The sequence below is a fragment of the Streptomyces sp. NPDC005794 genome (assembly GCF_042871445.1).
GTDB lineage: Bacteria > Actinomycetota > Actinomycetes > Streptomycetales > Streptomycetaceae > Streptomyces.
Genome location: NZ_JBIAIN010000026.1, coordinates 91,394 through 115,271, shown reverse-complemented (window position 1 = coordinate 115,271; position 23,878 = coordinate 91,394). Strand labels below are relative to the sequence as shown.

22 protein-coding genes are annotated in these 23,878 nt (G+C 71.3%); 8 read left to right on the top strand and 14 right to left on the bottom strand.

Translation table 11 applies throughout. The features are described from left to right. Positions 1-164: 164 nt before the first annotated feature. The 11 genes from ACFYQ5_RS31995 to ACFYQ5_RS31945 form a co-directional block, all read right to left on the bottom strand. Complete coding sequence (locus tag ACFYQ5_RS31995) at positions 165-1,268, bottom strand: polyprenyl synthetase family protein (RefSeq protein WP_389202644.1); 1,104 nt, start codon at positions 1,266-1,268, stop codon at positions 165-167. Then, on the bottom strand, positions 1,265-2,653 hold the full coding sequence (hpnE, locus tag ACFYQ5_RS31990) for a hydroxysqualene dehydroxylase HpnE (protein WP_389202642.1): 1,389 nt from the start codon (positions 2,651-2,653) through the stop codon (positions 1,265-1,267). The genes ACFYQ5_RS31995 and hpnE overlap by 4 nt, the downstream gene beginning before the upstream one ends. Before the next feature lie 100 nt (positions 2,654-2,753). After that, positions 2,754-3,674, bottom strand: coding sequence for a presqualene diphosphate synthase HpnD (gene hpnD / locus ACFYQ5_RS31985; protein ID WP_389202640.1), 921 nt, complete (start codon positions 3,672-3,674; stop codon positions 2,754-2,756). 29 nt (positions 3,675-3,703) lie between these two features. Next, positions 3,704-4,624, bottom strand: a complete 921-nt coding sequence (gene hpnC, locus ACFYQ5_RS31980) for a squalene synthase HpnC (RefSeq protein ID WP_389202638.1) — start codon at positions 4,622-4,624, stop codon at positions 3,704-3,706. 425 nt (positions 4,625-5,049) lie between these two features. Then, on the bottom strand, positions 5,050-5,835 hold the full coding sequence (locus ACFYQ5_RS31975; RefSeq protein WP_389202636.1) for an ABC transporter ATP-binding protein: 786 nt from the start codon (positions 5,833-5,835) through the stop codon (positions 5,050-5,052). Continuing rightward, positions 5,828-6,757 carry an ABC transporter permease gene (locus ACFYQ5_RS31970; RefSeq protein WP_389202634.1) on the bottom strand — a complete coding sequence of 310 codons (930 nt, stop codon included), beginning with the start codon at positions 6,755-6,757 and terminating at the stop codon, positions 5,828-5,830. The genes ACFYQ5_RS31975 and ACFYQ5_RS31970 overlap by 8 nt, the downstream gene beginning before the upstream one ends. 110 nt (positions 6,758-6,867) lie before the next feature. Then, positions 6,868-7,740, bottom strand: a complete 873-nt coding sequence (locus ACFYQ5_RS31965; protein ID WP_389202632.1) for a glycosyltransferase family 2 protein — start codon at positions 7,738-7,740, stop codon at positions 6,868-6,870. An 8-nt stretch (positions 7,741-7,748) separates the two neighbouring features. After that, positions 7,749-8,528, bottom strand: coding sequence for a CDP-alcohol phosphatidyltransferase family protein (locus ACFYQ5_RS31960; protein WP_389202630.1), 780 nt, complete (start codon positions 8,526-8,528; stop codon positions 7,749-7,751). Beyond that, positions 8,506-9,567: an iron-containing alcohol dehydrogenase family protein gene (locus ACFYQ5_RS31955; RefSeq protein WP_389202628.1), complete on the bottom strand. Its 1,062-nt coding sequence runs from the start codon at positions 9,565-9,567 to the stop codon at positions 8,506-8,508. Before ACFYQ5_RS31955 ends, ACFYQ5_RS31960 begins: the two co-directional genes overlap by 23 nt. Then, the gene (locus ACFYQ5_RS31950) at positions 9,555-10,292 is read right to left on the bottom strand and encodes a sugar phosphate nucleotidyltransferase (RefSeq protein ID WP_389202626.1); all 738 of its coding nucleotides are present in this window, start codon (positions 10,290-10,292) and stop codon (positions 9,555-9,557) included. Before ACFYQ5_RS31950 ends, ACFYQ5_RS31955 begins: the two co-directional genes overlap by 13 nt. Then, positions 10,289-12,043: a DUF5941 domain-containing protein gene (locus ACFYQ5_RS31945; protein WP_389202624.1), complete on the bottom strand. Its 1,755-nt coding sequence runs from the start codon at positions 12,041-12,043 to the stop codon at positions 10,289-10,291. Before ACFYQ5_RS31945 ends, ACFYQ5_RS31950 begins: the two co-directional genes overlap by 4 nt. Positions 12,044-12,460: 417 nt before the next feature. On the opposite strand from ACFYQ5_RS31945, the gene galE reads away from it, so the two are divergent. The 4 genes from galE to idi all read left to right on the top strand — a co-directional run bounded on the left by galE (position 12,461) and on the right by idi (position 16,771). After that, the gene (gene galE, locus ACFYQ5_RS31940) at positions 12,461-13,447 is read left to right on the top strand and encodes a UDP-glucose 4-epimerase GalE (protein ID WP_389202622.1); all 987 of its coding nucleotides are present in this window, start codon (positions 12,461-12,463) and stop codon (positions 13,445-13,447) included. 175 nt (positions 13,448-13,622) lie between these two features. After that, a complete protein-coding gene (locus ACFYQ5_RS31935; protein ID WP_389202620.1) occupies positions 13,623-14,564 on the top strand; it encodes a cation diffusion facilitator family transporter in 942 nt (313 codons plus the stop codon). A 211-nt stretch (positions 14,565-14,775) separates the two neighbouring features. Next, complete coding sequence (locus ACFYQ5_RS31930) at positions 14,776-16,029, top strand: GNAT family N-acetyltransferase (RefSeq protein WP_389202618.1); 1,254 nt, start codon at positions 14,776-14,778, stop codon at positions 16,027-16,029. Between the two features lie 148 nt (positions 16,030-16,177). Continuing rightward, positions 16,178-16,771: an isopentenyl-diphosphate Delta-isomerase gene (idi, locus tag ACFYQ5_RS31925; RefSeq protein WP_389202617.1), complete on the top strand. Its 594-nt coding sequence runs from the start codon at positions 16,178-16,180 to the stop codon at positions 16,769-16,771. Positions 16,772-16,792: 21 nt separating this feature from the next. Here idi and ACFYQ5_RS31920 read toward each other — a convergent pair whose 3' ends face one another. Further along, the gene (locus ACFYQ5_RS31920) at positions 16,793-17,248 is read right to left on the bottom strand and encodes an ATP-binding protein (RefSeq protein WP_389202654.1); all 456 of its coding nucleotides are present in this window, start codon (positions 17,246-17,248) and stop codon (positions 16,793-16,795) included. A gap of 301 nt (positions 17,249-17,549) precedes the next feature. On the opposite strand from ACFYQ5_RS31920, the gene ACFYQ5_RS31915 reads away from it, so the two are divergent. Further along, on the top strand, positions 17,550-18,350 hold the full coding sequence (locus tag ACFYQ5_RS31915) for an enoyl-CoA hydratase/isomerase family protein (RefSeq protein ID WP_389202616.1): 801 nt from the start codon (positions 17,550-17,552) through the stop codon (positions 18,348-18,350). On the opposite strand, the gene ACFYQ5_RS31910 is transcribed toward ACFYQ5_RS31915, so the two are convergent. Next, positions 18,342-18,971 carry a DJ-1/PfpI family protein gene (locus tag ACFYQ5_RS31910; RefSeq protein WP_389202614.1) on the bottom strand — a complete coding sequence of 210 codons (630 nt, stop codon included), beginning with the start codon at positions 18,969-18,971 and terminating at the stop codon, positions 18,342-18,344. The two genes, ACFYQ5_RS31915 and ACFYQ5_RS31910, sit on opposite strands and share 9 nt — an antisense overlap. A gap of 24 nt (positions 18,972-18,995) precedes the next feature. Next, positions 18,996-19,958: a GlxA family transcriptional regulator gene (locus ACFYQ5_RS31905; protein WP_389202613.1), complete on the bottom strand. Its 963-nt coding sequence runs from the start codon at positions 19,956-19,958 to the stop codon at positions 18,996-18,998. Positions 19,959-20,092: 134 nt separating this feature from the next. On the opposite strand from ACFYQ5_RS31905, the gene ACFYQ5_RS31900 reads away from it, so the two are divergent. From ACFYQ5_RS31900 to ACFYQ5_RS31890, 3 genes are all read left to right on the top strand, one after another. Then, positions 20,093-20,956 carry a hypothetical protein gene (locus ACFYQ5_RS31900; RefSeq protein WP_389202611.1) on the top strand — a complete coding sequence of 288 codons (864 nt, stop codon included), beginning with the start codon at positions 20,093-20,095 and terminating at the stop codon, positions 20,954-20,956. A gap of 68 nt (positions 20,957-21,024) precedes the next feature. Next, on the top strand, positions 21,025-21,156 hold the full coding sequence (locus ACFYQ5_RS31895; RefSeq protein WP_389202609.1) for an LPFR motif small protein: 132 nt from the start codon (positions 21,025-21,027) through the stop codon (positions 21,154-21,156). Between the two features lie 160 nt (positions 21,157-21,316). After that, positions 21,317-23,764, top strand: a complete 2,448-nt coding sequence (locus ACFYQ5_RS31890) for a Tex family protein (RefSeq protein ID WP_389202608.1) — start codon at positions 21,317-21,319, stop codon at positions 23,762-23,764. Positions 23,765-23,878 lie beyond the last annotated feature (114 nt).

The window sequence follows — 23,878 nt, the reverse complement described above, 5'->3', positions numbered from 1 at the left end:
GGGGCGGGGGGGCGGGGGGTGGTGGGGGCCCGGGGGTGTCCGGGGGTGGGGGGTTGTCTGGGATCCCCTTGGTGTGTTTTGGGGCGGGGGGGGGGGGGGGGCCGCGGGGGGGGGCCCCCGGGGGGGCCCCCCGCCGGCGACTGCGAGTCATATCTGGATGGTGATCATCTCTTTCGTACGACCACGAAGTCGGCGAGCTCGGTGAGCTGCGCCCGCACTCGTTCCGGCATGTCGACGCCATGCAGCGCCTCAATGGCTACCGCGTGCTGACGGCGGGCTTCCTGGGCGGTCCATTCACGGCCGCCCGCCTCCTCGATGAGTGCCGCGCGCGCGGCGAACTCCTCTTCGGAGAAGCTGTCGAAGTCGCTGCTCTTGGCGTCGGCGGCGAGGAGCTCACCCAGACGCTCCGAGGCCGGTCCGCCCGCGGCGAGCGCGGCCACGACGGGCAGGGACTTCTTTCGCTGGCGCAGATCGCTCCAGGTCTGCTTGCCCGTGGACTCCGGGTCGCCCCAGATCCCGAGCAGGTCGTCAACCGCCTGGAAGGCGAGGCCGAGGTGGTAGCCGTACGCCTCCAGGATGTCGGCGGTACGGTCGTCGGCTCCGCCGAGCACGGCTCCGATGGAGACGGCGCAGGCGAGCAGGGCGCCCGTCTTGTTGCCCTCCATCTCCAAGCACTCCTCGACGGTGACCCGCTCGCGGTGCTCGTACGAGATGTCCTGGGCCTGACCGTCGATCAGCTTCCGGCTGGCCGTGGTCAGCCGGCGGGCGGCCCGGCCGGCCTCGACCGTGCCGAGCTCCAGCAGGATCTCGTTGGCCAGTGCGAAGAGCGCGTCGCCGACGAGGATCGCCTGGGCGGGGCCGTGCACCTTCCATACGGTGTCACGGTGACGGCGCTGCTCGTCGCCGTCCATCAGGTCGTCGTGCAGCAACGAGAAGTTGTGCACGAGTTCGACGGCCACGGCTCCGGGGATCCCGGCCTCCGCCGGGGCGCCCGCGGCCTCCGCGGACAGCAGGGCCAGCGCGGGACGCACGGCCTTGCCTCCGTCGCCGTCGGCCGGTCGGCCCTGGGCATCGATCCAGCCGAAGTGATAGGCCGCGACGGTGTCCATGGGCGGCGCCAGCCGGTCCACAGCAGCTCGCAGCACCGGCGCTGACAGGGCCCTTCCACGCTCCAGAAGCGCGGTGACGTCCGTGGTGTCCGCCACGGTGTCGTAAGCCGGATTCGCCGGGGTCACAGACTCTCCTCTTGTTCCGGTGGTAATGCTCATGCCGCCTCCTGCAGCGGATGTTCGTGTGTCCGGCCGAGGGCCTGGAGCGCGGCGTCAGCGGCACTGCGGCCGCTGCGGACGGCGCCCTCCATCGTGGCGGGCCAGCCGGTGGCGGTCCATGCTCCCGCCAGGTGCAGCCCGGGGGCGCGGGTGTGCGTGCCCGGTCGCAGGCGGCCCACACCCGGTGTGGGTGCGAAGGTCGCGGTGCGCTCCCTGGTGACGAAGAAGTCGCGGATCCCGGCCCCTCGCGCCGCCGGGAGGAGCCGCTCCAGCTCGGGCACGTAGCGCTTGCGCAGCTCGGCGACGGGCAGGTCGATCTCGTCCTGCGCCGCGGACTGGGACACCGCGAGGTACTGGCCGCCGCCTTGGAGACCGGAGGACGCCGTGCGGTCGAAGACCCATTGCACAGGTGAGCCGAGCGCGGCGAAGAACGGTTTGCGCAGCACCTTGCGGTCGTAGACGACGTGCACGTTCAGGATCGGTGCGTCGGTGAGGTCGAGCAGCCGGCCCGGGTCGTCGAGCGCACCGTCGGGCAGCAGCCGGTGGGTCTCGCCCTGCGGCACGGCGAGGACGACGGTGTCCGCCTCGAAGCGTTCGCCGTCGGTTTCGACGGACCAGCGGCCGTCCTCGGCGCGGGTGAGGGATCCCACCCGGGTGCGCAGGTGGATCGCCACGCCCGCCGTTTCGAGCGCCTTGCGGGCGAGGGTGTCGTGGAGGTCGCCGAGCGGCACGGCGGCCCAGCCGATGTCGGCGGCACCCGGTGCCGTGAGGAGCCCCGTCTTGAAGACCTTCGCGGCCAGTGCCATGGAGGCGTTCGGCGCGGTGGCGTTGAGCGTGGCGACGCCGACGAGGTCCCAGAGGGCCTCGATGGTGCGCTGCGACTGCCCGTGGCGGCGGAGCCAGGTGGCGAAGTCGATGCCGTCGAGCGCGGGGTCGGCGGGGTCGAGACGGCCCAGCGCGAGTGCGGCGCGGGCGACGCCTGCCTTCTCGGCGAGTGAGAGGTGCGGGTAGGCGGCGAGCCCTCCGGCCAGGTGCAGCGGGACGGGCAGCCCGGTGCGGCGCAGCCGGCCGAGCCTCGGCCCGGCGGGCCGGCCCACGTCGAGCACGGGCACATCGAGGCGGTCCTGCAGGGGGGCGAGGTGGGTCCCCTCGATCCGGTCCAGGAACCAGCGGTAGCCCGTGCAGCAGCGCAGGTAGACGTGCTGGCCGTTGTCGACGGACAGGTCGCCGCGCCGGAAGGAGAAGGCGAGCCCGCCGAGCCGGGGCCGGCCCTCGAGCAGGGTCACGTCGAGGCCCGAGTCGGCGAGACGCAGCGCCGCGGTGACGCCGGCGAGGCCGCCGCCGACGACCACCGCCCGGGAGGACCGAGGACTCCGGCCGGTCATGCCTGCTCCTTTCGCCGTGCCGCCATGGTCGACGTCGCGGACAGGGACGCACCGCGGCGGCCTGGAGTTGCCCGCCCCGCACGTCGGATCGGACCGGTCATCAGACCCTCCCCCTGGCCGTCCGCCGTGAGATGTACCGCGCGTCGAGACCCGACAGCCCACGCACCGCAACGTACGCCTTCTCGTGGCCGGGCAGCGAGACCCTGCCGCGAAGAACGGCCTCGGGATCGCGTTCGATCCGGTCGAGGAGCCGGCGGTAGATCCCGGCCATGGCGGCCACGCAGGCACCGCTGCGCCGGTCCAGCATGGGCAGCAGCCGGTAGCCCTCGGCGAAGAGCGCCCGGGCGCGTCGGACCTCGAAGTGCACCAGGCCCGCGAAGTCGGACCCGGGGGGCGGAGTGGCCCGGTGGAACCCGGCGGAGCAGCCGAATTTGGCGAGGTCGTCGGCGGGCAGGTAGGTACGTCCGTTGCCGGCGTCCTCGCGGACGTCACGCAGGATGTTGGTGAGCTGGAGCGCCAGGCCGAGGGTGTCGGCGTACTCCGCGGCCCGTTCGGCGCCGGGCGCACCCGCTTCCGTCCCGAAGACGCCCAGGCTGAGGCGCCCGATGGCACCCGCGACACAGCGGCAGTACGTCTTCAGGTCGTCCCAGGTCTCGTAGGTCGCGCCACGTACGTCCATCAGCACGCCGTCGATGAGCTCGTCGAGGCCGCCGAGCGGCAGCGGGAACCGCCGCGCGGCGTCGGCCAGGGCGACCGCGACCGGGTCGGTGTCGTCCTCGTCGACGGCGTTGTCCCGGATCCGGCCGAGCAGTCCCCGGGTGTCCTCCAGCCGGGTGTGCTTGGTCTCCGGATCCAGCTCGCCGTCGCCGATGTCGTCGACCCGACGGGAGAAGGCGTACAGCGCCGACATGGCCTGCCGCTTCTCGTACGGCAGCAGTCTGATGCCGTACGCGAAATTACGGGCCTGCTGTCCGGTGACGGCCTCGCAGTAGCTGTACGCGGCCTGTACCGGTGCCGACATGTACGTCGTCTGTCCCTCCACGGTCCGGCTCACCCCTCTCTGTGCGCTCTTCGCAGGACGTCTCCCACTTCGCGCAGCAGTCTGGGCGAGGTGGGTTTGGGCGGTCCGGGCAGTACGTCGAAACCCGCGGCCGAGATCGCGGCGAGGGCGGCCCGCCCGCCGCCGACGAATCCGGCGAGCAGCAGCTTCAGCCGGCCGTGGACGCTACCCACCAGGGGGACGCCCTCGGCCAGCAGGTCACGGGCGCGCTCGGCCTCGAATGCGACCAGGGAGCGTACCGCCGCGCCTGCGGACGGAACCGCCAGGTCCGGTTCGCCGACATGGAAGCGGGCCATGTCCTCGGCCGGCAGATAGATCCGGTCACGGCCGAGGTCCTCGGCGACGTCCTGGAGGTGCTCGGCGATCTGCAGCGCGGTGCAGACGGCGTCGGAGCGGCGGATCCGTTCGGGGCTCGCCGTGCCGGTGATCTGCAGGACGAGGCGGCCGACGGGGTTGGCGGACAGCTCGCAGTAAGCCAGCAGGTCGCCGTAGGTCGCGTAGCGGCGGACCTTCTGGTCCTGCCGGTTGGCTTCGACGAGCCCGAGGAAGGGTTCGGGGGTGAGCGCGCAGCGCCGCACGGTGGGACGCAGGGCGCGCATCAGGGGGTGGCGCGGACCGTCGCCGGTGGACGCGAAGACGCGGCGCAGATCGGCTTCGAGGGCATCCAGCGCGGCGAGCCGGTCCTCGCTCTGCCCGGGTTCGAGGCCGAGGTGACGGGCGTCGGCGCCGCCCGGAGCCAGATCGCCGTCACCGATGTCGTCGACGAGGCGGGCGAATCCGTAGGCGGCCATCAGGTCGTCGCGCCAGGCGCGGGGCAGGAAGAAGGGGGCCACGGGGAAGTTCTCTTCGGCGGCCTTGTCGAGCGTGGCGGTCGCGGCGGCGTCGTGGCGCGCCTGCTGGGTACGTGTCACTGCGTACCACCCGACGTGGGGACGGCAAAACCACGTCGGAGCTGGAGATTTTCCATCATTGCCGTCATATCTCCCGTTCTACACTGCTGACCCAAAACATCCCTTTTCGGACACGCCGCTCGTCCGGCCGAGTGCGACATACTCACAACGGGCGATGCGCCGGGGGCGTATCACCCCACATGGCCGCGAATCAGCACCGTCACAGCTTACGTTGTACAGCTCACAGGGCCGCGCCGGGGTGCGGCACGTCCTCGTGCAGCACATCGGCCGTTGTCAACCTTCCCCGGATCCGGGGAACTTGACGTCATCCGCCGGGAGGAGATCCTCCCCTGGACATCTACCGCCCCCGCGTACCCTCCCACCATGGATCCGCACACCGCGTGGCCCCCACCGCTGTGCACCGGCGGGGGCCACACACATGACGGCTACTTGCCCGTCTCCCGCTCGTAGGCCTTCAGCACCTCTTCGGTGGGGCCGTCCATCAGGAGCTCGCCCTTCTCCAGCCACAGCACCCGGTCACAGGTGTCCCTGATCGTCTTGTTGTTGTGGCTGACCAGGAAGACGGTGCCCGCTTCCTTGCGCAGCTCGCGGATCCGTTCCTCGGAGCGGACCCGGAACTTACGGTCACCGGTGGCGAGGGCCTCGTCGATCATGAGGACGTCGTGGTTCTTGGCAGCCGCGATCGAGAACCGCAGCCGCGCCGCCATGCCCGAGGAGTACGTACGCATCGGCAGCGTGATGAAGTCGCCCTTCTCGTTGATCCCGGAGAAGTCCACGATGTCCTGGTAGCGCGCGCGGATCTCCTCACGCCCCATACCCATCGCGAGACCGCCGAGTACGACGTTGCGCTCACCGGTCAGGTCGCTCATCAGGGCCGCGTTGACGCCGAGCAGCGACGGCTGACCGTCGGTGTACACCTTGCCGTGCTCGGTCGGCAGCAGGCCGGCGATGGCCCGCAGCAGCGTGGACTTGCCCGAGCCGTTGGTGCCGATGAGCCCGATGGCCTGGCCGCGGTAGGCGGTGAAGGACACGCCCCGCACCGCGTGCACCTTGCGCACACCACGCGGTTCGCCCTTCCCGCGGCGCATGATCCGGCTCAGTGCCGCGGTGGCGCTGCCCTTGCCCCCGCCCGTGCCGTTGACCCGGTACACGATGTGCACGTCGTCCGCGATCACGGTGGGGATGTGTCCTTGGGACGATTCCTCAGCCACGGCCGTACCGTTCCTCTGCCTTCCAGAAGTACACGAAGCCCACGACGCCCACCACGAGCGCCCAGGCGAGCCCGACGGCCCAGACGTGCTCCGGCAGGTTCTCGGAGCCGTAGCCGTCGATCAGTGCGAAGCGGACCAGGTCCATGTAGATGGCCGCCGGGTTGTACTGCAGCACATCGGCGATCCACTGCGGCTTGTCCTCCAGCATCACGGGGATGGAGAACATGACGCCCGAGGCGTACATCCAGGTACGCATGACGAACGGCATCAGCTGGGCGAGGTCGGGGGTCTTGCTGCCCAGCCGGGCCATCACCAGCGCCAGGCCGGTGTTGAACACGAACTGCAGAGCCAGCGCCGGGATGATCAGCAGCCAGGACAGCCTGGGATAACTGCCGAATCCCATCGCCACGGCGAGCAGCACGATCATGGAGTACAGCAGTTGCTGGAGCTGCTGGAGCGAGAACGAGACGGGCAGCGAGGCCCGGGGGAAGTGCAGGGCCCGGACCAGGCCGAGGTTGCCGGCGATGGACCGCACCCCCGCCATGACCGAGCTCTGCGTGAAGGTGAAGACGAAGACCCCGGTCACCAGGAACGGGACGAAGACCTCATGGCTCATCCCCCTGCTGGTCCCCAGGATCAGGCCGAAGATCAGGAAGTAGACGAGGGCGTTCAGCAGTGGCGTGGCCACCTGCCACAGCTGGCCGAGCTTGGCCTGGCTGTACTGCGCGGTCAGCTTCGCCCTCGAGAACGCCAGGATGAAATGCCGCCGGCCCCAGAGCTGCCGGATGTACGCGAACAGCCCGGGCCGGGCGCCGCTCACCGCCAAGCCGTACTTGTCGGCCAGCTGGGACGCGCTCAGTCCCTCGTCGGCGGACGGCGGACTGCTCAGCGCAATCCCGCCGTCATGGGTCGTGTCACTCACAGTTAAGAACTCTCGTCTTCACGATGCGCAGCCGGTCGCAGGCGCGGCCAAGGCGGACAGGTACCCCGTACGGAATGAATACGGCTCATGGTCTCAGAGACAGAAGCCTCTCAGATCACCGGTGGCCGTCCCAGTCTGGTCAGCCGCCACACCGTACGCCACCTCATCGGATGCCGGGGTCCGCAGGGCTTGGTCCAGCCTTCGCGGAAACCTCCGAACCATGCCTTGAGGGCGGGCAGGGAGGGCCGGCGGACCAGGGTGAGGAGCAGCCAGACCCCGGTGTAGAGGGGAACCAGCGGTGCGGGCAGATTCCGGCGGGCGAGCCAGACGCGGTTGCGGGCCACCATGCGGTGGTACACCGCATGCCGCGAGGGGGCGGTGGTGGGGTGGTTGAGCACCATGTCCGCGCGGTACTCGATCATCCAGCCGGCGTCCAGCGCCCGCCAGGCGAGGTCGGTCTCCTCGTGCGCGTAGAAGAACTCGCCGGGGAGCGGGCCGGCCTCGGCGATCACCTGGCTGCGTACGGCGTTCGCGCCGCCGAGGAACGTCGTGACGCGGGAGGAGCGCATCGGGTCGGAGGCCCGCAGCCGCGGCACGTGCCGCCGCTGGGTGACGCCGGTGTCCGGGTCCGCGATGCGGAAGGTGACGATGCCGAGCTTCGGGTCCGCCTCGAACGCCTGCCGGCAGAGCTCGGCGGTGTCGGTGTGCGGCAGGTGCCCGTCGTCGTCGAGGAAGAGCAGGGCGTCCACATCGGCTCCGGACGGGCCGAACGCCTCGATGCCGACGTTGCGCCCGCCCGGAATTCCCAGATTCTCGGGCAGCTCGACGGTCCGTACGCCCGGGGGGACGTCGGGGACCGGGGCGCCGTTGCCGACGACGACCACCTCGATCCGGTCGCCGTCCTGCTTGGCGACCGAATCGAGAAGGGCGCGCAGTTCGTCGGGGCGGTTGCCCATGGTGATGATGACCGCGCCGAGTTTCATGGGTGAGCTCACTTCAGCCTGCTGGACGCCAGGATCGACACGAGGTGCAGGACGGTCTGGAGAAGGGCGATGCCGGCCAGGACCGCGACCGCGAGCCGGCTGAAGAAGAGGTCGTCCCTGACCGTGTCGAGTACGGCCACCACCAGGATGACCAGCGACGCCTCGATACCGAGGATCAGCCGGTGGAACTTGAGCGCGCCTGCCGCACGGCGGGCGAAGGCCATGCCGGAGGAGCGCGGCTCGGAGGCGGCCTCCTTGACGGGCGGCAGCCCGCCCTGGTGGCGGGCGACGCCGACGAGGTCGGTCTCCGCCTTGATCAGGATGGCGCCGAGCGCGGCGAGCGTGCCCAGGAAGGCCCACAGCCAGTCGATGCGCCCCGGGCCCCACAGGTCGGCGGCACGGAGGCCGAAGCCGACGAGCACGGCCGCGTCGCACAGGTAGGCGGCCACCCGGTCCAGATAGACCCCGCCCAGCGAGTACTGCTTCTTCCAGCGGGCCACCTCGCCGTCGACACAGTCGAACAGCAGGTAGAGCTGGACCGCGAGCACACCGAGCAGGGCCCCGGGGATGCCCGGGACCAGCAGGGCGGGCGCCGCGAGCGCACCGGCGACGGTCATCACGTAGGTCAGCTGGTTGGGCGTGATCTTCGTGGTCACCAGACGCCGGGTGATGCGCAGGGAGATCTCGCGCATGTAGAGCCGCCCCGCCCAGTGCTCGCCACTGCGCCGGTCCTTCACACCCGGAGGGTGCACGACCGGACGGAGTTCAGCTATGGATGGCTTTTGCATAGTCGGCGTACGCGTCCCTGATCTGGTCGGTGGACAAGTTGAGGTGCTCCAGGATCGTGAAGCGTCCCGGGCGCGTCTGCGGGGCGTAGTCCACGGCCCGCACGAATTCTTCTACGGTGAAACCGATCTCGTCGGGCAGCACCGGCAGCTCGTGGCGCCGCAGTACGGACGCCATCTGGACGGACTCCTCGTGCGCGCCCCGCAGGTGCATGGCGAAGCAGGCGCCGAGGCCGACCTGCTCACCGTGGCTGGCCGCCCGCTTCGGGTACAGCAGGTCGAAGGCGTGGTTGATCTCGTGGCAGGCACCCGAGGCGGGCCGGGAGTCCCCGGCGACCGACATCGAGATGCCCGTCAGCACGAGCCCCTCGGCCAGCACCTTCAGGAAGGCGTCGTCACCGACCCCGCCGGGATGGCGCAGCACGGCCTCGCCGGCCTGCCGGGCCATGGCCGCGGCGAGCCCGTCGATCTCCTCACCCTGGACCTCGTGGGCGAGCTCCCAGTCGGCGACACACGAGATGTTGGAGACCGCGTCGCCGATGCCCGAGCGGACGTAGCGTGCGGGCGCCTCACGGATGACGTCGAGGTCGATGACCACGGCGATCGGGGTGGGGACCCCGTAGGAGCCCCGTCCGTTGTCGTTGTCCAGAGTCGCGACCGGCGAGCAGAGCCCGTCGTGGGACAGGTTCGTCGCGACGGCGACCATGGGCATGCCCACCCGGGCGGCGGCGTACTTCGCGACGTCGATGATCTTGCCGCCGCCGAGGCCGACCACGGCGTCGTAGCGGTTGCCCTTGATGCCGTCGGCGAGCCGCACCGCGGAGTCGATCGTGCCGTCGGCGACGGGGTACCAGTCGGCACCCGGCAGCACCGGAGCGAGCCTGTCGCGCAGGGCGCGCCCGGAACCACCGCTGATCGCGATGGCGAGCTTGCCCGAGGCGGAGATCCGCTGGTCGGCAAGGAGACCGGCCAGATCGTCCATCGCGCCGCGCCGGATGTCGACGACGACCGGGGACGGAATGAGGCGGGTCAGTACAGGCACGCGATCTCCCTGCCCCTGGCGAGGTCGTCGTGGTTGTCGATCTCGACCCACGTCACCTCGCCGATGGGCGCGACGTCGACCGTGAAGCCACGGTTCACGAGCTCCTGGTAGCCGTCCTCGTAGTAGAGGTCCGGGTCGCGCTCGAAGGTGACCTTCAGGGCGTCGGCGAGCTCCTCGGCGGCGTCGGGCTCGATCAGCGTGACGCCGATGTACTCGCCGGTCGCGGTGGCCGGGTCCATCAGCTTGGTGATCCGCCGGACGCCCTTGTCGCCCTCGGTGATGACCTTCATCTCCTCGTCGGCGAGGGTCTTCACCGTGTCGAGGGCGAGGATGATCTTCTGACCCTTGCCGCGCGCGTTCAGGAGGGTCTTCTCGACGGAGACCGGGTGCACGGTGTCGCCGTTGGCGAGGATGACGCCCTTCTTCAGGACCTCACGCGCGCACCAGAGGGAGTAGGCGTTGTTCCACTCCTCGGCCTTGTCGTTGTCGATGAGCGTCAGCGTCACGCCGTACTTCGCCTCGAACTCGGCCTTGCGGGCGTAGACCGCCTCCTTGCGGTAGCCGACGACGACCGCGACCTCGGTGAGTCCGACCTCCGCGAAGTTGGCCAGCGTCAGGTCCAGGACCGTCTTCTCGCCGTCCACCGGCACCAGGGCCTTGGGCAGCGTGTCCGTGTACGGACGCAGACGGCGTCCGGCACCGGCAGCCAGTACGAGGCCGATCATGCGAGTTCTCCTTCGTCGTGTACGGCGGGGGCCGAGGACGACACCCAGAAGCGGATGGACTCCACGAGCACCACCAGGGCCACGGCGGCCGCGAGTGCGGCCAGAGCCGTGGTGAGACCTGAACCGTGGGTCAGTACGGCGGCGAGAACGGCCACGACCAGGGTCCGGCCCTCGTGCCCGCCGATGGTGCGCACCAGCCACTGGGGCGGCGCTCCGGTGCCGCCCCGGATGCGGTACACCGTGTCGTAGTGATGGTAGGCGACAGCAGAAACCAGGCCGAATGCCGCGGGAACGGCGTGCGGTACGTCACTGCGGGCGGCCAGCACCAGGATCGTGCAGTACTCGGCGGCCCGGAAGACCGGAGGGACGAGCCAGTCGAGCGCGCCCTTGAGCCGCCGTGAGACGGCGAGCCCGGAGACAGCCGCGTACACCGCTGCGGCGCCCACGGTCAGCCAGCCGCCGTAGGGAGCGAACAGCGCTGCGGCGACCATCACCAGTGCCCCGGCGAGCGCCAGGAGCGGGGCGGTGAAGCCGCCGCCCGGGCGGCGGAGCACGGCGGCGACGGCCTGGGCGAGCGGACCCGAGTCGGCGAGGTCGGCCAGTGCCCCGGCTGCGCGGTCGGTGCGCTGCGCCTTGCGGGTCAGCGAGCGGAGCAGCCGGCCGGCCGTCGTGTAGCAGGCGGCCAGGGCGCAGCCGATGAGCAGGGCGTAGAAGACGATCCGGGGCGTGGTCACGGCGGTGAGCACAGCGATCATGGCCCAGCGTTCGCCGATGGGCAGCACTATCATCCGGCGCAGCCAGACCGTCCAGCCGACGCTGTCGAGCTTGTCGGAGAGCGCGGCGGTGGGGCTCGTGTTGGACACCGCGTCGTGGTTGGCCTCGTTGAACGAGAAGTCGACGACATGGCGGCAGGCCTGGAGGACCATCGCGCCGAGCGCGAGGACCCACACGTCGTCACCGCCGCGGGCGGCGCCGAGGGCGAGACCCGCGTAGTACGCGTACTCCTTGGCCCGGTCGAAGGTGGCGTCCAGCCAGGCGCCCATCGTCGAGTACTGCAGCGAGTAGCGGGCGAGCTGCCCGTCGGTGCAGTCCAGGACGAAGGAGAGGAGCAGGAGCACTCCGGCCGCGACGTAACCGCCGCGGGTGCCGGTCGCCGCGCTGCCCGCCGCGATCAGCGCGGTGATCAGCGAGGCGGTGGTGACCTGGTTCGGAGTGAGGCCCCGGCGGGCGCACCAGCGGGCGATGTAGCGGGAGTACGGGCTGATGAAGTACGTGGTGAAGAATCCGTCGTGGGCCTTCACCGCGCTGCGCAGCCGTACGGCCTCGTCGTCGACGGCGGCCACGGCGGTCCGTGCGCCGGTCCGCTCCTCGGGTCCGGTGGGCACCGCGGCCGTGAGCGAACCGAGCTCGGGGCGCTGCACGGCTGTGCCCTCCGCGTCCAGGGCCACGGCCAGCCGGCCGGGCACCGTGCGGTCCTCGGTGACCGGTTCGGCACCGGGGGGCGCGACGGGGCTCCCGGCACCGACGGCGGCCACGGCCCCGCGCAGGGCGCGGAGCAGCGCGGGGCGGGCCTCGGGCTGCGCGGTGACCGCTCCGGGGATCGACGCGGCGGCGAAGCGGGGGTCGGTGAGTCCGAGCCTGAGGGCGTGGACGTGGCCGACGAAACGGGGGTCCACGAGCGCGACGCGCTTGCTCGCGGGGACTGCGGCGAGCAGCTCGGCGGCCTCGGAGGCGTCGGCTGCGGCAGTCACGTCAAAGCCGAGTGACCGCAGATCGTCCTCGAGCGACGATCCGGGTACCGGCGCACCGGTGAGGATGGCGGTCGACAGACGAACTCACTCCTTGGTGCTGACGGGAACGGCACGACATGCGGCCCGGAGGGGCCGGCGGCACGTCGGCTGAGGCTATCGGATGAACGGAAGGCCGAGTTCACCACCCGTTTGTGCTCCGTTCGGGCGAATAGGTCATCATGCGGCGCCGTTCGTGATCATCATCGTCGATCAATGCCCCGCCCCACAAACCGCGTCCGGGCGACGCATGGACCCGGACGGTGGACGGGGCGGCGTCGCGGGCCTCCGCGTCGCTTCGATCCACCGCCTCACAGCGGCACGCACCCGGTCCCTCGCCTTCCTCCGCCCCCGCTTACCGGCCGGTCTAAGCTGACCTGCATGACGTGGTTGATCACAGGCGGGGCCGGTTACATCGGGGCACATGTGGCGAAGGCCATGACCGAGGCCGGGGAACGGATCGTCGTCCTGGACGACATGTCGACAGGCATCGAGGAGCGGCTGCCCGGCGACGTCACGCTGGTGCGGGGTTCGGCCTCGGACCGCGCGGTGCTCGACCGGGTCCTGACGGAGCACGCCGTCACGGGTGTGGTTCATTTCGCGGCGAAGAAGCAGGTCGGCGAGTCCGTCGAGAGGCCCCTGCACTACTACCGCGAGAACGTGACCGGGCTCACCGTGCTGCTGGAGGCCGTGGTCGCGGCCGGCGTGCGGCGCTTCCTCTTCTCCTCGTCGGCGGCGGTGTACGGCGTCCCGGATGTGGAGCTCATCACGGAGGAGACGCCGTGCGCGCCGATCAATCCGTACGGCGAGACCAAGCTCGCCGGGGAGTGGCTGGTGCGCGCGACGGGGCGGGCCCACGGCATCTCCACGGCCTGCCTGCGGTACTTCAACGTGGCGGGGACCGCCGAGCCCCGGCTCACCGACACGGGTGTCTTCAACGTCGTACCGATGTTCTTCGACCGGCTGACGCGCGGCGACGCGCCGCGGATCTTCGGTGACGACTATCCGACACCGGACGGCACCTGTGTACGCGACTACATCCATGTCGCCGACCTGGCGGAGGCGCACCTCGCCGTCGCCAGGCATCTGGACACGGCCCCGGACGGCGGGGACCTCACCGTGAACATCGGGCGGGGCGAGGGCGTATCGGTGCGCCGGCTCGCCGAGCTGGTGGGTGAGGTCACCGGGCTGCGCACGGAGCCCGTGGTCGAGCCGCGCAGGCCGGGTGACGCGGCCCGGGCGGTCGCGTCGGCCGCCCGGATGACCGAGGAGTTGGGCTGGACCGCACGCCGCGGCATGCGCGAGATGGTGGAGTCGGCCTGGGAGGGCTGGTGCCTGCGCCACCCGGAGGCCCGCGCCGCGCAGTGAGCGGCAGCACCCGCACACGGCTCTGACCTGCGATCGTTTCCGCAGGTCAGAGCATATGACAACGGTGTTCAGTGCCGTGTTGCCCGCGCCCCCTCCCCCGTAGTTCACTGGCCGCATCGGGCGCGCGATGCGTCCGGGTTGTCCGAGGGATACGACGGGTTGCGGAGGCGTTGGCATGGGGGCTGGCCACGATCACGGGCATGCGCACGGAGGCCCGCTTCCGACGGGGACGGCAGCCGCCGCGTACCAGGGACGTCTCCGGGTCGCCCTGGGCATCACGCTCGGCGTCATGGTCATGGAGATCGTCGGGGGGCTGCTCGCCGACTCGCTCGCCCTGATCGCGGACGCCGCCCACATGGCGACCGACGCGCTGGGGCTGGGCATGGCCCTGCTGGCCATCCACTTCGCCAACAGACCCGCAGGCCCCAACCGCACCTTCGGTTACGCCCGTGCCGAGATCCTCGCCGCGCTGGCCAACTGTCTGCTGCTCCTCGGCGTCGGCGGTTATCTGGTCTTCGAGGCCGTGGACCGCTTCATCACCCCGGCCGAGACCAAGGGCGGCCTGGCCATCGCGTTCGCCGCCGTCGGCCTCGTGGCCAACGTGGTCTCCCTGTCCCTGCTGATGCGCGGGCAGCAGGACAGTCTCAATGTGCGGGGGGCCTATCTCGAGGTCGTCGCGGACACGCTCGGTTCGGTGACGGTACTCGTGTCGGCGGGCATCATCATGGCCACCGGCTGGCAGGCCGCCGACCCCGTCGCCTCGCTGCTGATCGGCCTCATGATCGTGCCCCGTACCGTCAAACTCCTGCGGGAGACGCTCGACGTGCTGCTGGAGTCGGCGCCCAAGGGGGTCGACATGGATGAGGTGCGCGCCCACATCACAGCCCTGCCCGGCGTGCTGGACGTCCATGACCTGCATGCCTGGACGATCACCTCGGGCATGCCCGTCCTGTCCGCCCATGTGGTCGTGCACCAGGAGATGCTGGACTCGATCGGCCACGAGAAGCTCCTGCACGAGCTGCAGGGTTGTCTCGGCCACCACTTCGACGTCGAGCACTGCACCTTCCAGCTGGAGCCCAGCGGGCACGCCGAGCACGAGGCGCGGCTCTGCCACTGAGCAACGGAAAACCCGTCGGCCCCCGGTGCTAGGGTTTGCGCCGTGTCTCCGAGCCCGGAGTCCGGTGGAAGTGAAGGAGCTGAGGTTGATGTCTGTCGCGACGACGGCTGCCCGGCGCAGCAATCGGTCCTGCCTCATCTCCCGGGTCACCGGCTGACCGCTCCGCATCGCGCGGCGACGGCCGGGGCCCTCTCACCCAAGGGTTCCCGTCTTGACCGACCACACGTACAACGCTTTCTTCGAACTGCACCACCGGCTTCCCCGGCAGAGCCCTGGTTCCGATGCCACCACTCGGCGGCTGCTCACCATGGTGGGCTCGCTGCCGGACCGTCCCCGCGTCCTGGACCTGGGCTGCGGTCCGGGCCGGGCGGCCCTGTTGCTCGCCGCCGAGGCGGGCGCGGAGGTGACGGCGGTCGATCTGCACCAGCCGTTCCTCGACGAGCTCACCGAGGCCGCAGAGGCCCGCGGGCTCGGTGACCGGATCCGTACCGTCCGGGCGGACATGGCCGACCTGGTCGGGCCCGGCTTCGACGACGGGTCCTACGACCTGGTCTGGGCCGAGGGTTCCGCGTACATCATCGGGTTCGACACCGCGCTGCGGGACTGGCGGCGGCTGCTCGCCCCCGGCGGCACGATGGTGATCACCGACTGCGTCTGGACCACGGGCTCCCCGTCGGCCGGGGCGCGAGCCTTCTGGGACCCCCATGCCTCGCTGCGGCCCGTCGTGGAGAACACCGCGGCGGCCGTGGAGGCGGGCTTCCATGTCCTCGGGGCACTGGTGCAGCCCGACAGCGACTGGGACGAGTACTACGTCCCGCTGGCCGAACGGGTTGCAGCCGCGGACCCGTCGGTTCCCGGCATGCCGGAGGCGCTCGCGGCCACCCGCGAGGAGCTGGATGTACGTCGCCGCCACGGCGCGGAGTACGGCTACGCCGGCTATGTGCTGCGCCCCTTCGATCCCCTCTGGCGTACCCGTCCTGAGACGGCCGCCGACCGCGACGCGGTGCACGGGGTCGTCGCGGCCGCCTTCCCCACCCGGGCCGAGGCCGATCTGGTCGACGCCCTGCGCACGGACTCCGGAGCATGGCTGCCCGGTCTGTCGTACGTGGCCGAGGCCACGGACGGCTCCGTCGCGGCCCATGCCCTGCTGACCCGGTGCCGGGTCGGGGACGCCCCGGCGCTCGCACTGGCTCCGGTGGCCACCTCACCGGATCACCAGCGCAGGGGCGCCGGCCGGGCGGTGGTCCGGGCTGCGCTGGACGCCGCGCGACTGCGGGGGGAGTCGCTCGTCCTGGTGCTCGGGCACCCTGAGTACTACCCGGCCTTCGGCTTCGAACCGGCGTCGCGGTTCGGGATAAGGCCGGGCTTCGAGGTCCCCGACGAGGCGATGATGGCACTGGTCCTCGACGATTCCGTGGCGGTGCCCAAGGGTGTGATCCACTACCCGGCGGCCTTCGGCGTCTGACGCGGCGTCCGTCCCGTCCCGCCCTCCGGGGCGGGACGGGACGGACATGCCAGCACCCGCAGTGCGGACAAGGGGCTTCTGTACGGCAGACTTGACCGCACTCGAGGGGTCCGGCGCACGAGGCCGGGTACCAAAGCGAAGGATGGGTATGCCGACCACACCAGCCACCGCGGCGCACAGCTCGTCGAACGGCACAGCAGACGCGATCATGCTCGAACTGGTCGACGAGAACGGCACCACCATCGGCACGGCGGAGAAGCTCGCCGCTCACCAGGCTCCGGGCCAGCTGCACCGGGCGTTCTCCGTCTTCCTCTTCGACGAGCAGGGACGGCTGCTGCTGCAGCGCCGCGCGCTCGGCAAGTACCACTCCCCCGGCGTGTGGTCGAACACCTGCTGCGGTCACCCGTACCCGGGAGAGGCGCCGTTCGCGGCGGCCGCCCGGCGGACGTACGAGGAGCTGGGGGTCTCGCCCTCGCTGCTCGCCGCAGCGGGCACGGTCCGCTACAACCACCCCGATCCGATGTCGGGCCTGGTGGAGCAGGAATTCAACCACCTGTTCGTCGGCATGGTGCAGGAGCGCCTGCGGCCGGACGAGGAGGAGGTCGGTGAGACGGCCTTCGTGACCGCCGGCGAGCTCGCGCAGCGGCATGCGGACGCACCGTTCTCGGCGTGGTTCATGACCGTGCTCGATGCCGCACGGCCCGCGATCAGGGAGCTGACGGGAACGTCCGCGGGCTGGTGAAACGCGCCGCGCGGGGGGCGGTCAGAGCTGCGTCTTCAGGGGCAGCGCCGCCCAGATGATCTTCCCGCCGCCGGCGGTGTGCTCGACGTCGCAGGTACCGCCCGCCTCGGTGGTGATCTCACGCACCAGGAGCAGCCCCCGGCCGCCGGTCTGCGCGTAGTCGGTGACCAGCGCCGTCGGCCGGTAGGGGTGGTTGTCCTCGACGGAGACCCTGATCCACTCCGCCCCGACGGCCACCTCGACCGCCAGCTCGGGCGAGAGCAGCGCCGCGTGACGGACCGCGTTGGTGACCAGCTCCGACACGATCAGCAGCAGCCCCTGGAGGATGTCGTCCTCGACGGGCACGCCCTGTCTCTCGATCAGGTCCCGTACGGCGTGCCGGGCCTGCGGCACCGAGACGTCGACGGCGGGGGCGGTGAAGCGCCACACCCCCTCGTACGACACGGGATGGGCCGGAACTCTCCCACGGCTCTCCATGGACCGCCACCCGCTCTCGACTCGCATGCCACTGACCATCGAGTAATGAGTGTCGGGAAGAGCGTGGTCCGGATCGCAGCGCTGACCACAAGTGGTCACTCTCAGAAGTAATTTGACCGGGTGATTATGACAGCGTCAGGTGATTGGACTACTTCTCGCCTTCTTCGGGCGTCATCTGGTCCGTCACCGGGCTGACGACCCGTCGCCCGCCCCTGCCGATCGCGATCGCTCCGAGTCCGTCGCACAAGCACCCCCAGCGGCAGCCCGAAGGCCCCTTGCCGCAACGGGTAGCATCCGGCGCATGGATCTCAGGGAGCAGGCGACACGGACGGAGCCACGGCTGGAGCACGCGGTCATGGACGGCGTCGCCACCGTTGTCATCGCCAACCCCGCCAAACGCAACGCCATGACCGCTGACATGTGGCAGGCGCTGCCCGTACTGCTGGAGGAGCTGGCGGCCGACCCCGGCGTACGTGTCCTCGTGCTCACCGGCGCCGGTGACACCTTCTGCGCCGGCGCGGACATCGCCTCCCTCCGCGACACGGGCGGGCGGCCGCAGGCCCTGGCCGTCCAGGCCGAGGAGGCCCTGGCGGCATTCCCCCGGCCGACGCTGGCCGCCGTGCGCGGCTACTGCGTGGGCGGCGGCAGCCAGCTCGCGGCCGCCTGCGATATGCGGTTCGCCGAGGAGGGCACTTCCTTCGGCGTCACCCCGGCCAAGCTCGGCATCGTCTATCCCTCCTCGTCGACGCGCCGGCTGGTCACGCTCGTGGGCCCGGCCGCCGCGAAGTTCCTGCTGTTCTCCGGGGAGCTGATCGGAACGGAACGGGCGCTGCGCACAGGGCTGGTGGACGAGATCCTGCCGGAGGGCGGGCTGGAGGGCCGGGTACACGCGTTCGCCCGGGTCCTGGCCTCGCGCTCGCAGCTGACCCAGGCCGCTGCGAAGGAGTTCGCCGACGGCCGCGAGGACCGGGACGCGTACTGGTCGCGGCAGGCGCGCGACAGCGGCGACACCGCCGAGGGGGTCGCCGCCTTCCTGGAGCGTCGCACGCCCCGTTTCACCTGGACGCCGGGGAGTGCCGGGGCCGCGCCTGCGTCAGGATGAACCGCTCTTGGCCCTCCACTCCTCGACCAGGGCCGCCGGGGCCTTGTCCGGCGACCCGGCGTCGTAGGGCGGCTGGGGGTCGTACTCGGTCAGCAGCTGGATGGCCTGGGCGTGTTCGTCACCCGCGATCCTGCCGAGCAGGGTGAGGCCCATGTCGATGCCGGAGGAGACCCCGGCGGCCGTGACGTACTTGCCGTCGACGACCACCCGCTCGCCCGTCGCTTCGGCCCCGAAGGTCTTCAGGAGGTCGAGGGCGAGCCAGTGCGAGGTGGCACGCCGGCCGGTGAGCAGTCCGGCGGCTCCGAGCAGCAGGGAGCCGGTGCACACCGAGGTCGTCCAGGTGCTGCCGGCATCCACCGCCCGCAGCCAGCCGAGCAGCGCCTCGTTCTCCATCTGGTCGCGCTGTCCGGGGCCTCCCGGGACGATCACCACGTCGGGGGCGGGCACGTCGGCGAGCGCACGGTCGGCGACGAGCGAGAGGCTGCCGGAGTCGTTGCGCACGGCGCCGGGCCGCTCGGCGACGAAGACGGTCTCGGCGCCGGGAGCCCGGCTGAGCATCTCGTACGGGCCCACGGCGTCGAGGGCGGTGAAGCGGTCGAAGAGCGCGATGGCGATCTGCATGGATGGATCCTTCCGCTGGTGGTGTCAGGTGGTGACGGGCTGGGAGCGGAAGCGGCGCCGGTATTCCGCGGGCGCCGTCCCGAGGGCTTTGACGAAGGCACGGCGCATCGCTTCCGGTGTGCCGTAGCCGCTGGCACGGGAGATGCCGGTGACGCCGTCGGCCGTGTCCTCCAGCAGCCGGCGGGCCTGCTCGAGGCGTACGCGCTCGACGTACCGCCCTGGAGTCAGGCCGGTCTCGGCCTGGAAGGCGCGGGCGAAGTGGCGGGGCGAGAGCCTGGCGCGGGCCGCGAGCGCCTCCACCGAGAGGTCGGCGTCCGGATGCTCGGTGATCCAGTGCTGGACCTCACGGAGGGGCGCGCGGACGGCGGTCTGCGCGGTGAGCTGGGCGCTGAACTGGGCCTGGTTGCCGGGGCGCCGCAGAAACACGACGAGACGGCGGGCGACGTCGAGCGCCACGTCCCGCCCGTGTTCCTCCTCTACCAGGGCGAGCGCGAGGTCGATGCCGGCGGTGACACCCGCCGACGTCGCCAGGCGTCCGTCGCGTACGAAGATCGGGTCGGGGTCCACGCGCACCGCCGGATACGCGCGGGCGAGCGTCTCGCACACCGACCAGTGGGTGGTCACCCGGTGGCCGTCGAGCTGGCCCGCCTCGGCGAGGAGAAGGGCGCCGGTGCACACCGACACCAGGTCCCGGGCCTGTGGGGCGTGCGTGCGGAGCCAGCGGACCAGCTCCGGGTCGGGCGTCCTCGTACCGGCGCCTCCCGGTACGAGCAGCAGATCGGGCACCGGGGCGTCCGCGAGGGTGCCGTCGGGGACGAGTGTGAGGCCGCTGGAGCAGCGGACCGGGGCCCCGTCGAGCGAGGCGGTGCGCAGCTCGTACGAGACGCCGGGGAAGCGGGAGGCGCCGGCGAAGACCTCCATCGGGCCGCTCACATCGAGGCTCTGGACGCCACCGAAGAGGACGACGAGTACGGATCGCTGCTTCATGTCCGCCATCCTGGGCGGGTGGACGGATGTCCGCAATGACGAGTTGCCCACCTTTCCTGCCATGCGGGCCCCACGGTCCGTCGGCGGCCGCCCTGGGACTACCCCGCGTACCAACCAGTCGGTAACGTACGGGCATGAGTTCTCTCCCCCCGCGCGCCGGACGCCGCTGCCACAACGCGCTCAACCCGCTGCACTCCTGTGTCTACTTCTCCCCCGACCTCGGCAAGGAGTTCGGGGAGCTCGGCATCGACGACGCGAGCCGCGTCTACTTCGCCGCGCGCGGCGCGGCCCTGGGCGCCGCCGGGGCGGGCACGGTCACCGCGACCTTCTACAACTTCAACCACGAGCTGGTGGCCCGCCATCTGCCCGCCGTCTGGTCGGACATCACCCCTCAGGCGGCGCTCGACGCCCGCCTGCGGGCCGCCGACTCGACGCTCCGCCGGGTGCTCGGCGAGGAGGCCCTCGCCTCCCCGGAGATGGCGGAGGCGGCCGGGCTGGCTCTGCGCGCCGCCGAGGCCTGTACCCGCCACGCCCGCCCGCTGTACGCCGCGCACGCGTACCTGGAGGTGCCGGACCAGCCGCATCTCGCGTACTGGCACGCGGCGACGCTGCTGCGCGAGCACCGCGGGGACGGGCACCTGGCCGCGCTGCTCACGGCCGGTCTCGACCCGCTGGAGGCCCTGGTCAGCCACACCGCCACCGGCAAGGGCATGGCGCCGCGCTGGATCCTGTCCACCCGCGGCTGGCAGCGCGCGGACTGGGACGCGGCGGTGGAGCGGCTGCGTGGCCGGGGCGTACTGGACGCGGAGGGCGAGCTGACCGACGCGGGCACCGCGCTCAGGGCGGAGCTGGAGGAGGCGACGGACCGCATGGACGCCGCACCGTACGAGCACCTGGGCACCGCGGGTGTGGAGCGGCTCACCGAACTGAGCCGCGGATTCCTGTTCGCGGCGGCCTCCGCCGGGGCGTTCCCCGACGATCTGGTCGGCAAGGGCTGAGCCCCGCACACGTTTACGACGGGTGGAACCGGCCAGGCGGTAGACACACCCTACGAAGGAGGCACACCGTGTTCCGTGCGATCGCAAACGCTCTGAGTACCGTCGGATCGGCCGTGGCCACCGTGGTGACTCTGCCCTTCCGGCTCCTGGCAGGCCTTTTCGGTGGCGCGTCGCGCAGCGGCGGGGCCCGGCGCGCCTGACCGCACCGTTCGACAGGACGTCGGGGCCGTGATCGACCAGGTCACGCGACACGGCCCCCGGCCACCCGGCACAATGCAGGCGAAGGGGCCCACCCGGGTGTGGACGACCCCAGCCAGCACAGCCAGCACAGCCAGTACGAGAAGGCGAGTCGGGAAAACCGTGACGACGTCCATCGAAGGCAGGATCGCCGAGGAGCTCGGCGTACGTGAGCGTCAGGTGAAGGCGGCCGTCGACTTGCTCGACGGCGGGTCGACCGTGCCGTTCATCGCGCGCTACCGCAAGGAAGCGACCGAGATGCTCGACGATGCGCAGCTGCGCACGCTCGAGGAGAGGCTGCGGTATCTGCGGGAACTCGAGGACCGCCGCTCGGCGGTCCTCGAGTCCGTACGTGAACAGGGCAAGCTCGACGCCACCCTGGAGGCACAGATCCGGGCGGCCGACACCAAGGCGCGGCTGGAGGACATCTACCTGCCGTTCAAGCCGAAGCGCCGGACGAAGGCACAGATCGCGCGCGAAGCGGGCCTGGAGCCACTGGCCGACGGGCTGCTCGGCGACACGTCCGTGGATCCGCTCGCGGCGGCCGCCGCGTTCGTCGACACCGAGAAGGGTGTGGCGGACCCGGCGGCGGCGCTGGAAGGCGCCCGGGCGATCCTGACCGAGCGCTTCTCGGAGGACGCCGATCTGACCGGCGAACTGCGCGAACGCATGTGGTCGCGCGGCAGGGCAGTCGCGAAGGTACGGGACGGCAAGGAGGAGGCGGGCGCGAAGTTCGCCGACTACTTCGACTTCGCCGAACCGTTCACCGCACTGCCCTCGCACCGGATCCTCGCGATGCTCCGGGGCGAGAAGGAGGGCGTGCTCGACCTGGTCCTGGAGCCGGAGGAACCGTCGGAGCAGCCGGGCCCCTCGGCGTACGAGAACATGATCGCCCGCCGGTTCGGCGTGGCCGACCGCGGCCGGCCGGGGGACAAATGGCTGGGTGACACGGTCCGCTGGGCCTGGCGGACCCGGGTCCTCGTGCACCTCGGGATCGACCTGCGGCTCCGGCTGCGCACCGCGGCGGAGGACGAGGCCGTACGGGTCTTCGCCTCGAACCTGCGCGATCTGCTGCTCGCCGCGCCGGCGGGTACCCGGGCGACCCTGGGCCTCGACCCCGGTTTCCGCACGGGCGTGAAGGTCGCCGTCGTGGACGCGACCGGCAAGGTCGTCGCCACGGATGTCATCCACCCGCATGTGCCCGCGAACCAGTGGGACCGGTCGCTGGCGACGCTGGAGCGTCTCGCCAAGGAACACCAGGTCGACCTGATCGCGATCGGCAACGGCACGGCGTCCCGCGAGACCGACAAGCTCGCGGGAGACCTGTGCGACAAGCACCCGGAGCTGAAGCTCACCAAGGTGATGGTCTCGGAGGCAGGCGCCTCCGTGTACTCGGCGTCGGCCTTCGCCTCGCAGGAACTCCCGGACATGGACGTGTCGTTGCGCGGCGCGGTCTCGATCGCGCGCCGGCTGCAGGACCCGCTGGCCGAGCTGGTGAAGATCGATCCGAAGTCGATCGGCGTCGGCCAGTACCAGCACGACCTGTCCGAGGTGAAGCTGTCGCGCTCGCTGGACGCGGTGGTCGAGGACTGCGTGAACGGCGTCGGGGTCGACGTCAACACCGCGTCGGCGCCGCTGCTCTCACGGGTGTCCGGCATCGGATCCGGACTGGCCGAGAACATCGTGGCCCACCGGGACGCGAACGGCCCGTTCCGCTCCCGCCGCGCGCTCAAGGATGTGGCGCGGTTGGGCCCGAAGGCGTACGAGCAGTGCGCGGGCTTCCTCCGGATCCGGGGTGGTGACGATCCCTTGGACGCGTCGAGTGTGCACCCGGAGGCCTACCCCGTGGTGCGGACGATGGTGAAGCGGACGGGCGGCGATGTCGCCTCGCTGGTCGGCAACACGGACGTCCTGCGGTCGCTGCGGCCCGACGAATTCGTGGACGAGAAGTTCGGTCTGCCGACGGTGACGGACATCTTGAAGGAGCTGGAGAAGCCGGGCCGGGACCCGCGTCCGGCGTTCCGGACGGCCACGTTCAAGGAGGGCGTCGAGAAGCTCGGCGACCTGGCCCCCGGGATGGTGCTGGAGGGTGTCGTCACGAATGTGGCGGCGTTCGGCGCGTTCGTGGACATCGGCGTCCACCAGGACGGTCTCGTCCATGTGTCGGCGATGTCGCGGACGTTCGTCAAGGACCCGCGGGATGTCGTGAAGCCGGGCGACATCGTGAAGGTGAAGGTCATGGACGTCGACATCCCGCGCAAGCGTGTCTCGCTGACGCTGCGGCTGGACGACGAGGCCGGGGCGGCCCAGAGCGGCGGGCAGGGGCCCCGGCGCGAGAGGAGCGGGCAGGGGCAAAACGGCGGAGAACGCCCGCCGCGTCAGCGACAGGGCCAGGGACAGGGCGGTGTCCAGGGAGCCCGTCAGGCCGGCGGCCAGGGCGGTGACCGGCGCGGGGGCGGGGGCCAGGGCAGTGCCCCGCGTCCGGCGGCCGCTCCGGCCAACAGTGCGATGGCGGACGCGTTGCGGCGGGCCGGACTGGGCGGTTCCGACTCGGGCGGCCGCAAGCGCTGACATGAGACCGCGGCGGACGGGTGGCAGGAGGCTCCTCCTGCCACCCGTCGCTGTTCCTGATCGTTCGCCGGTGATCTGGGCAGCGGCGGTCAGGACGAGGGCCGGCCCCCGACG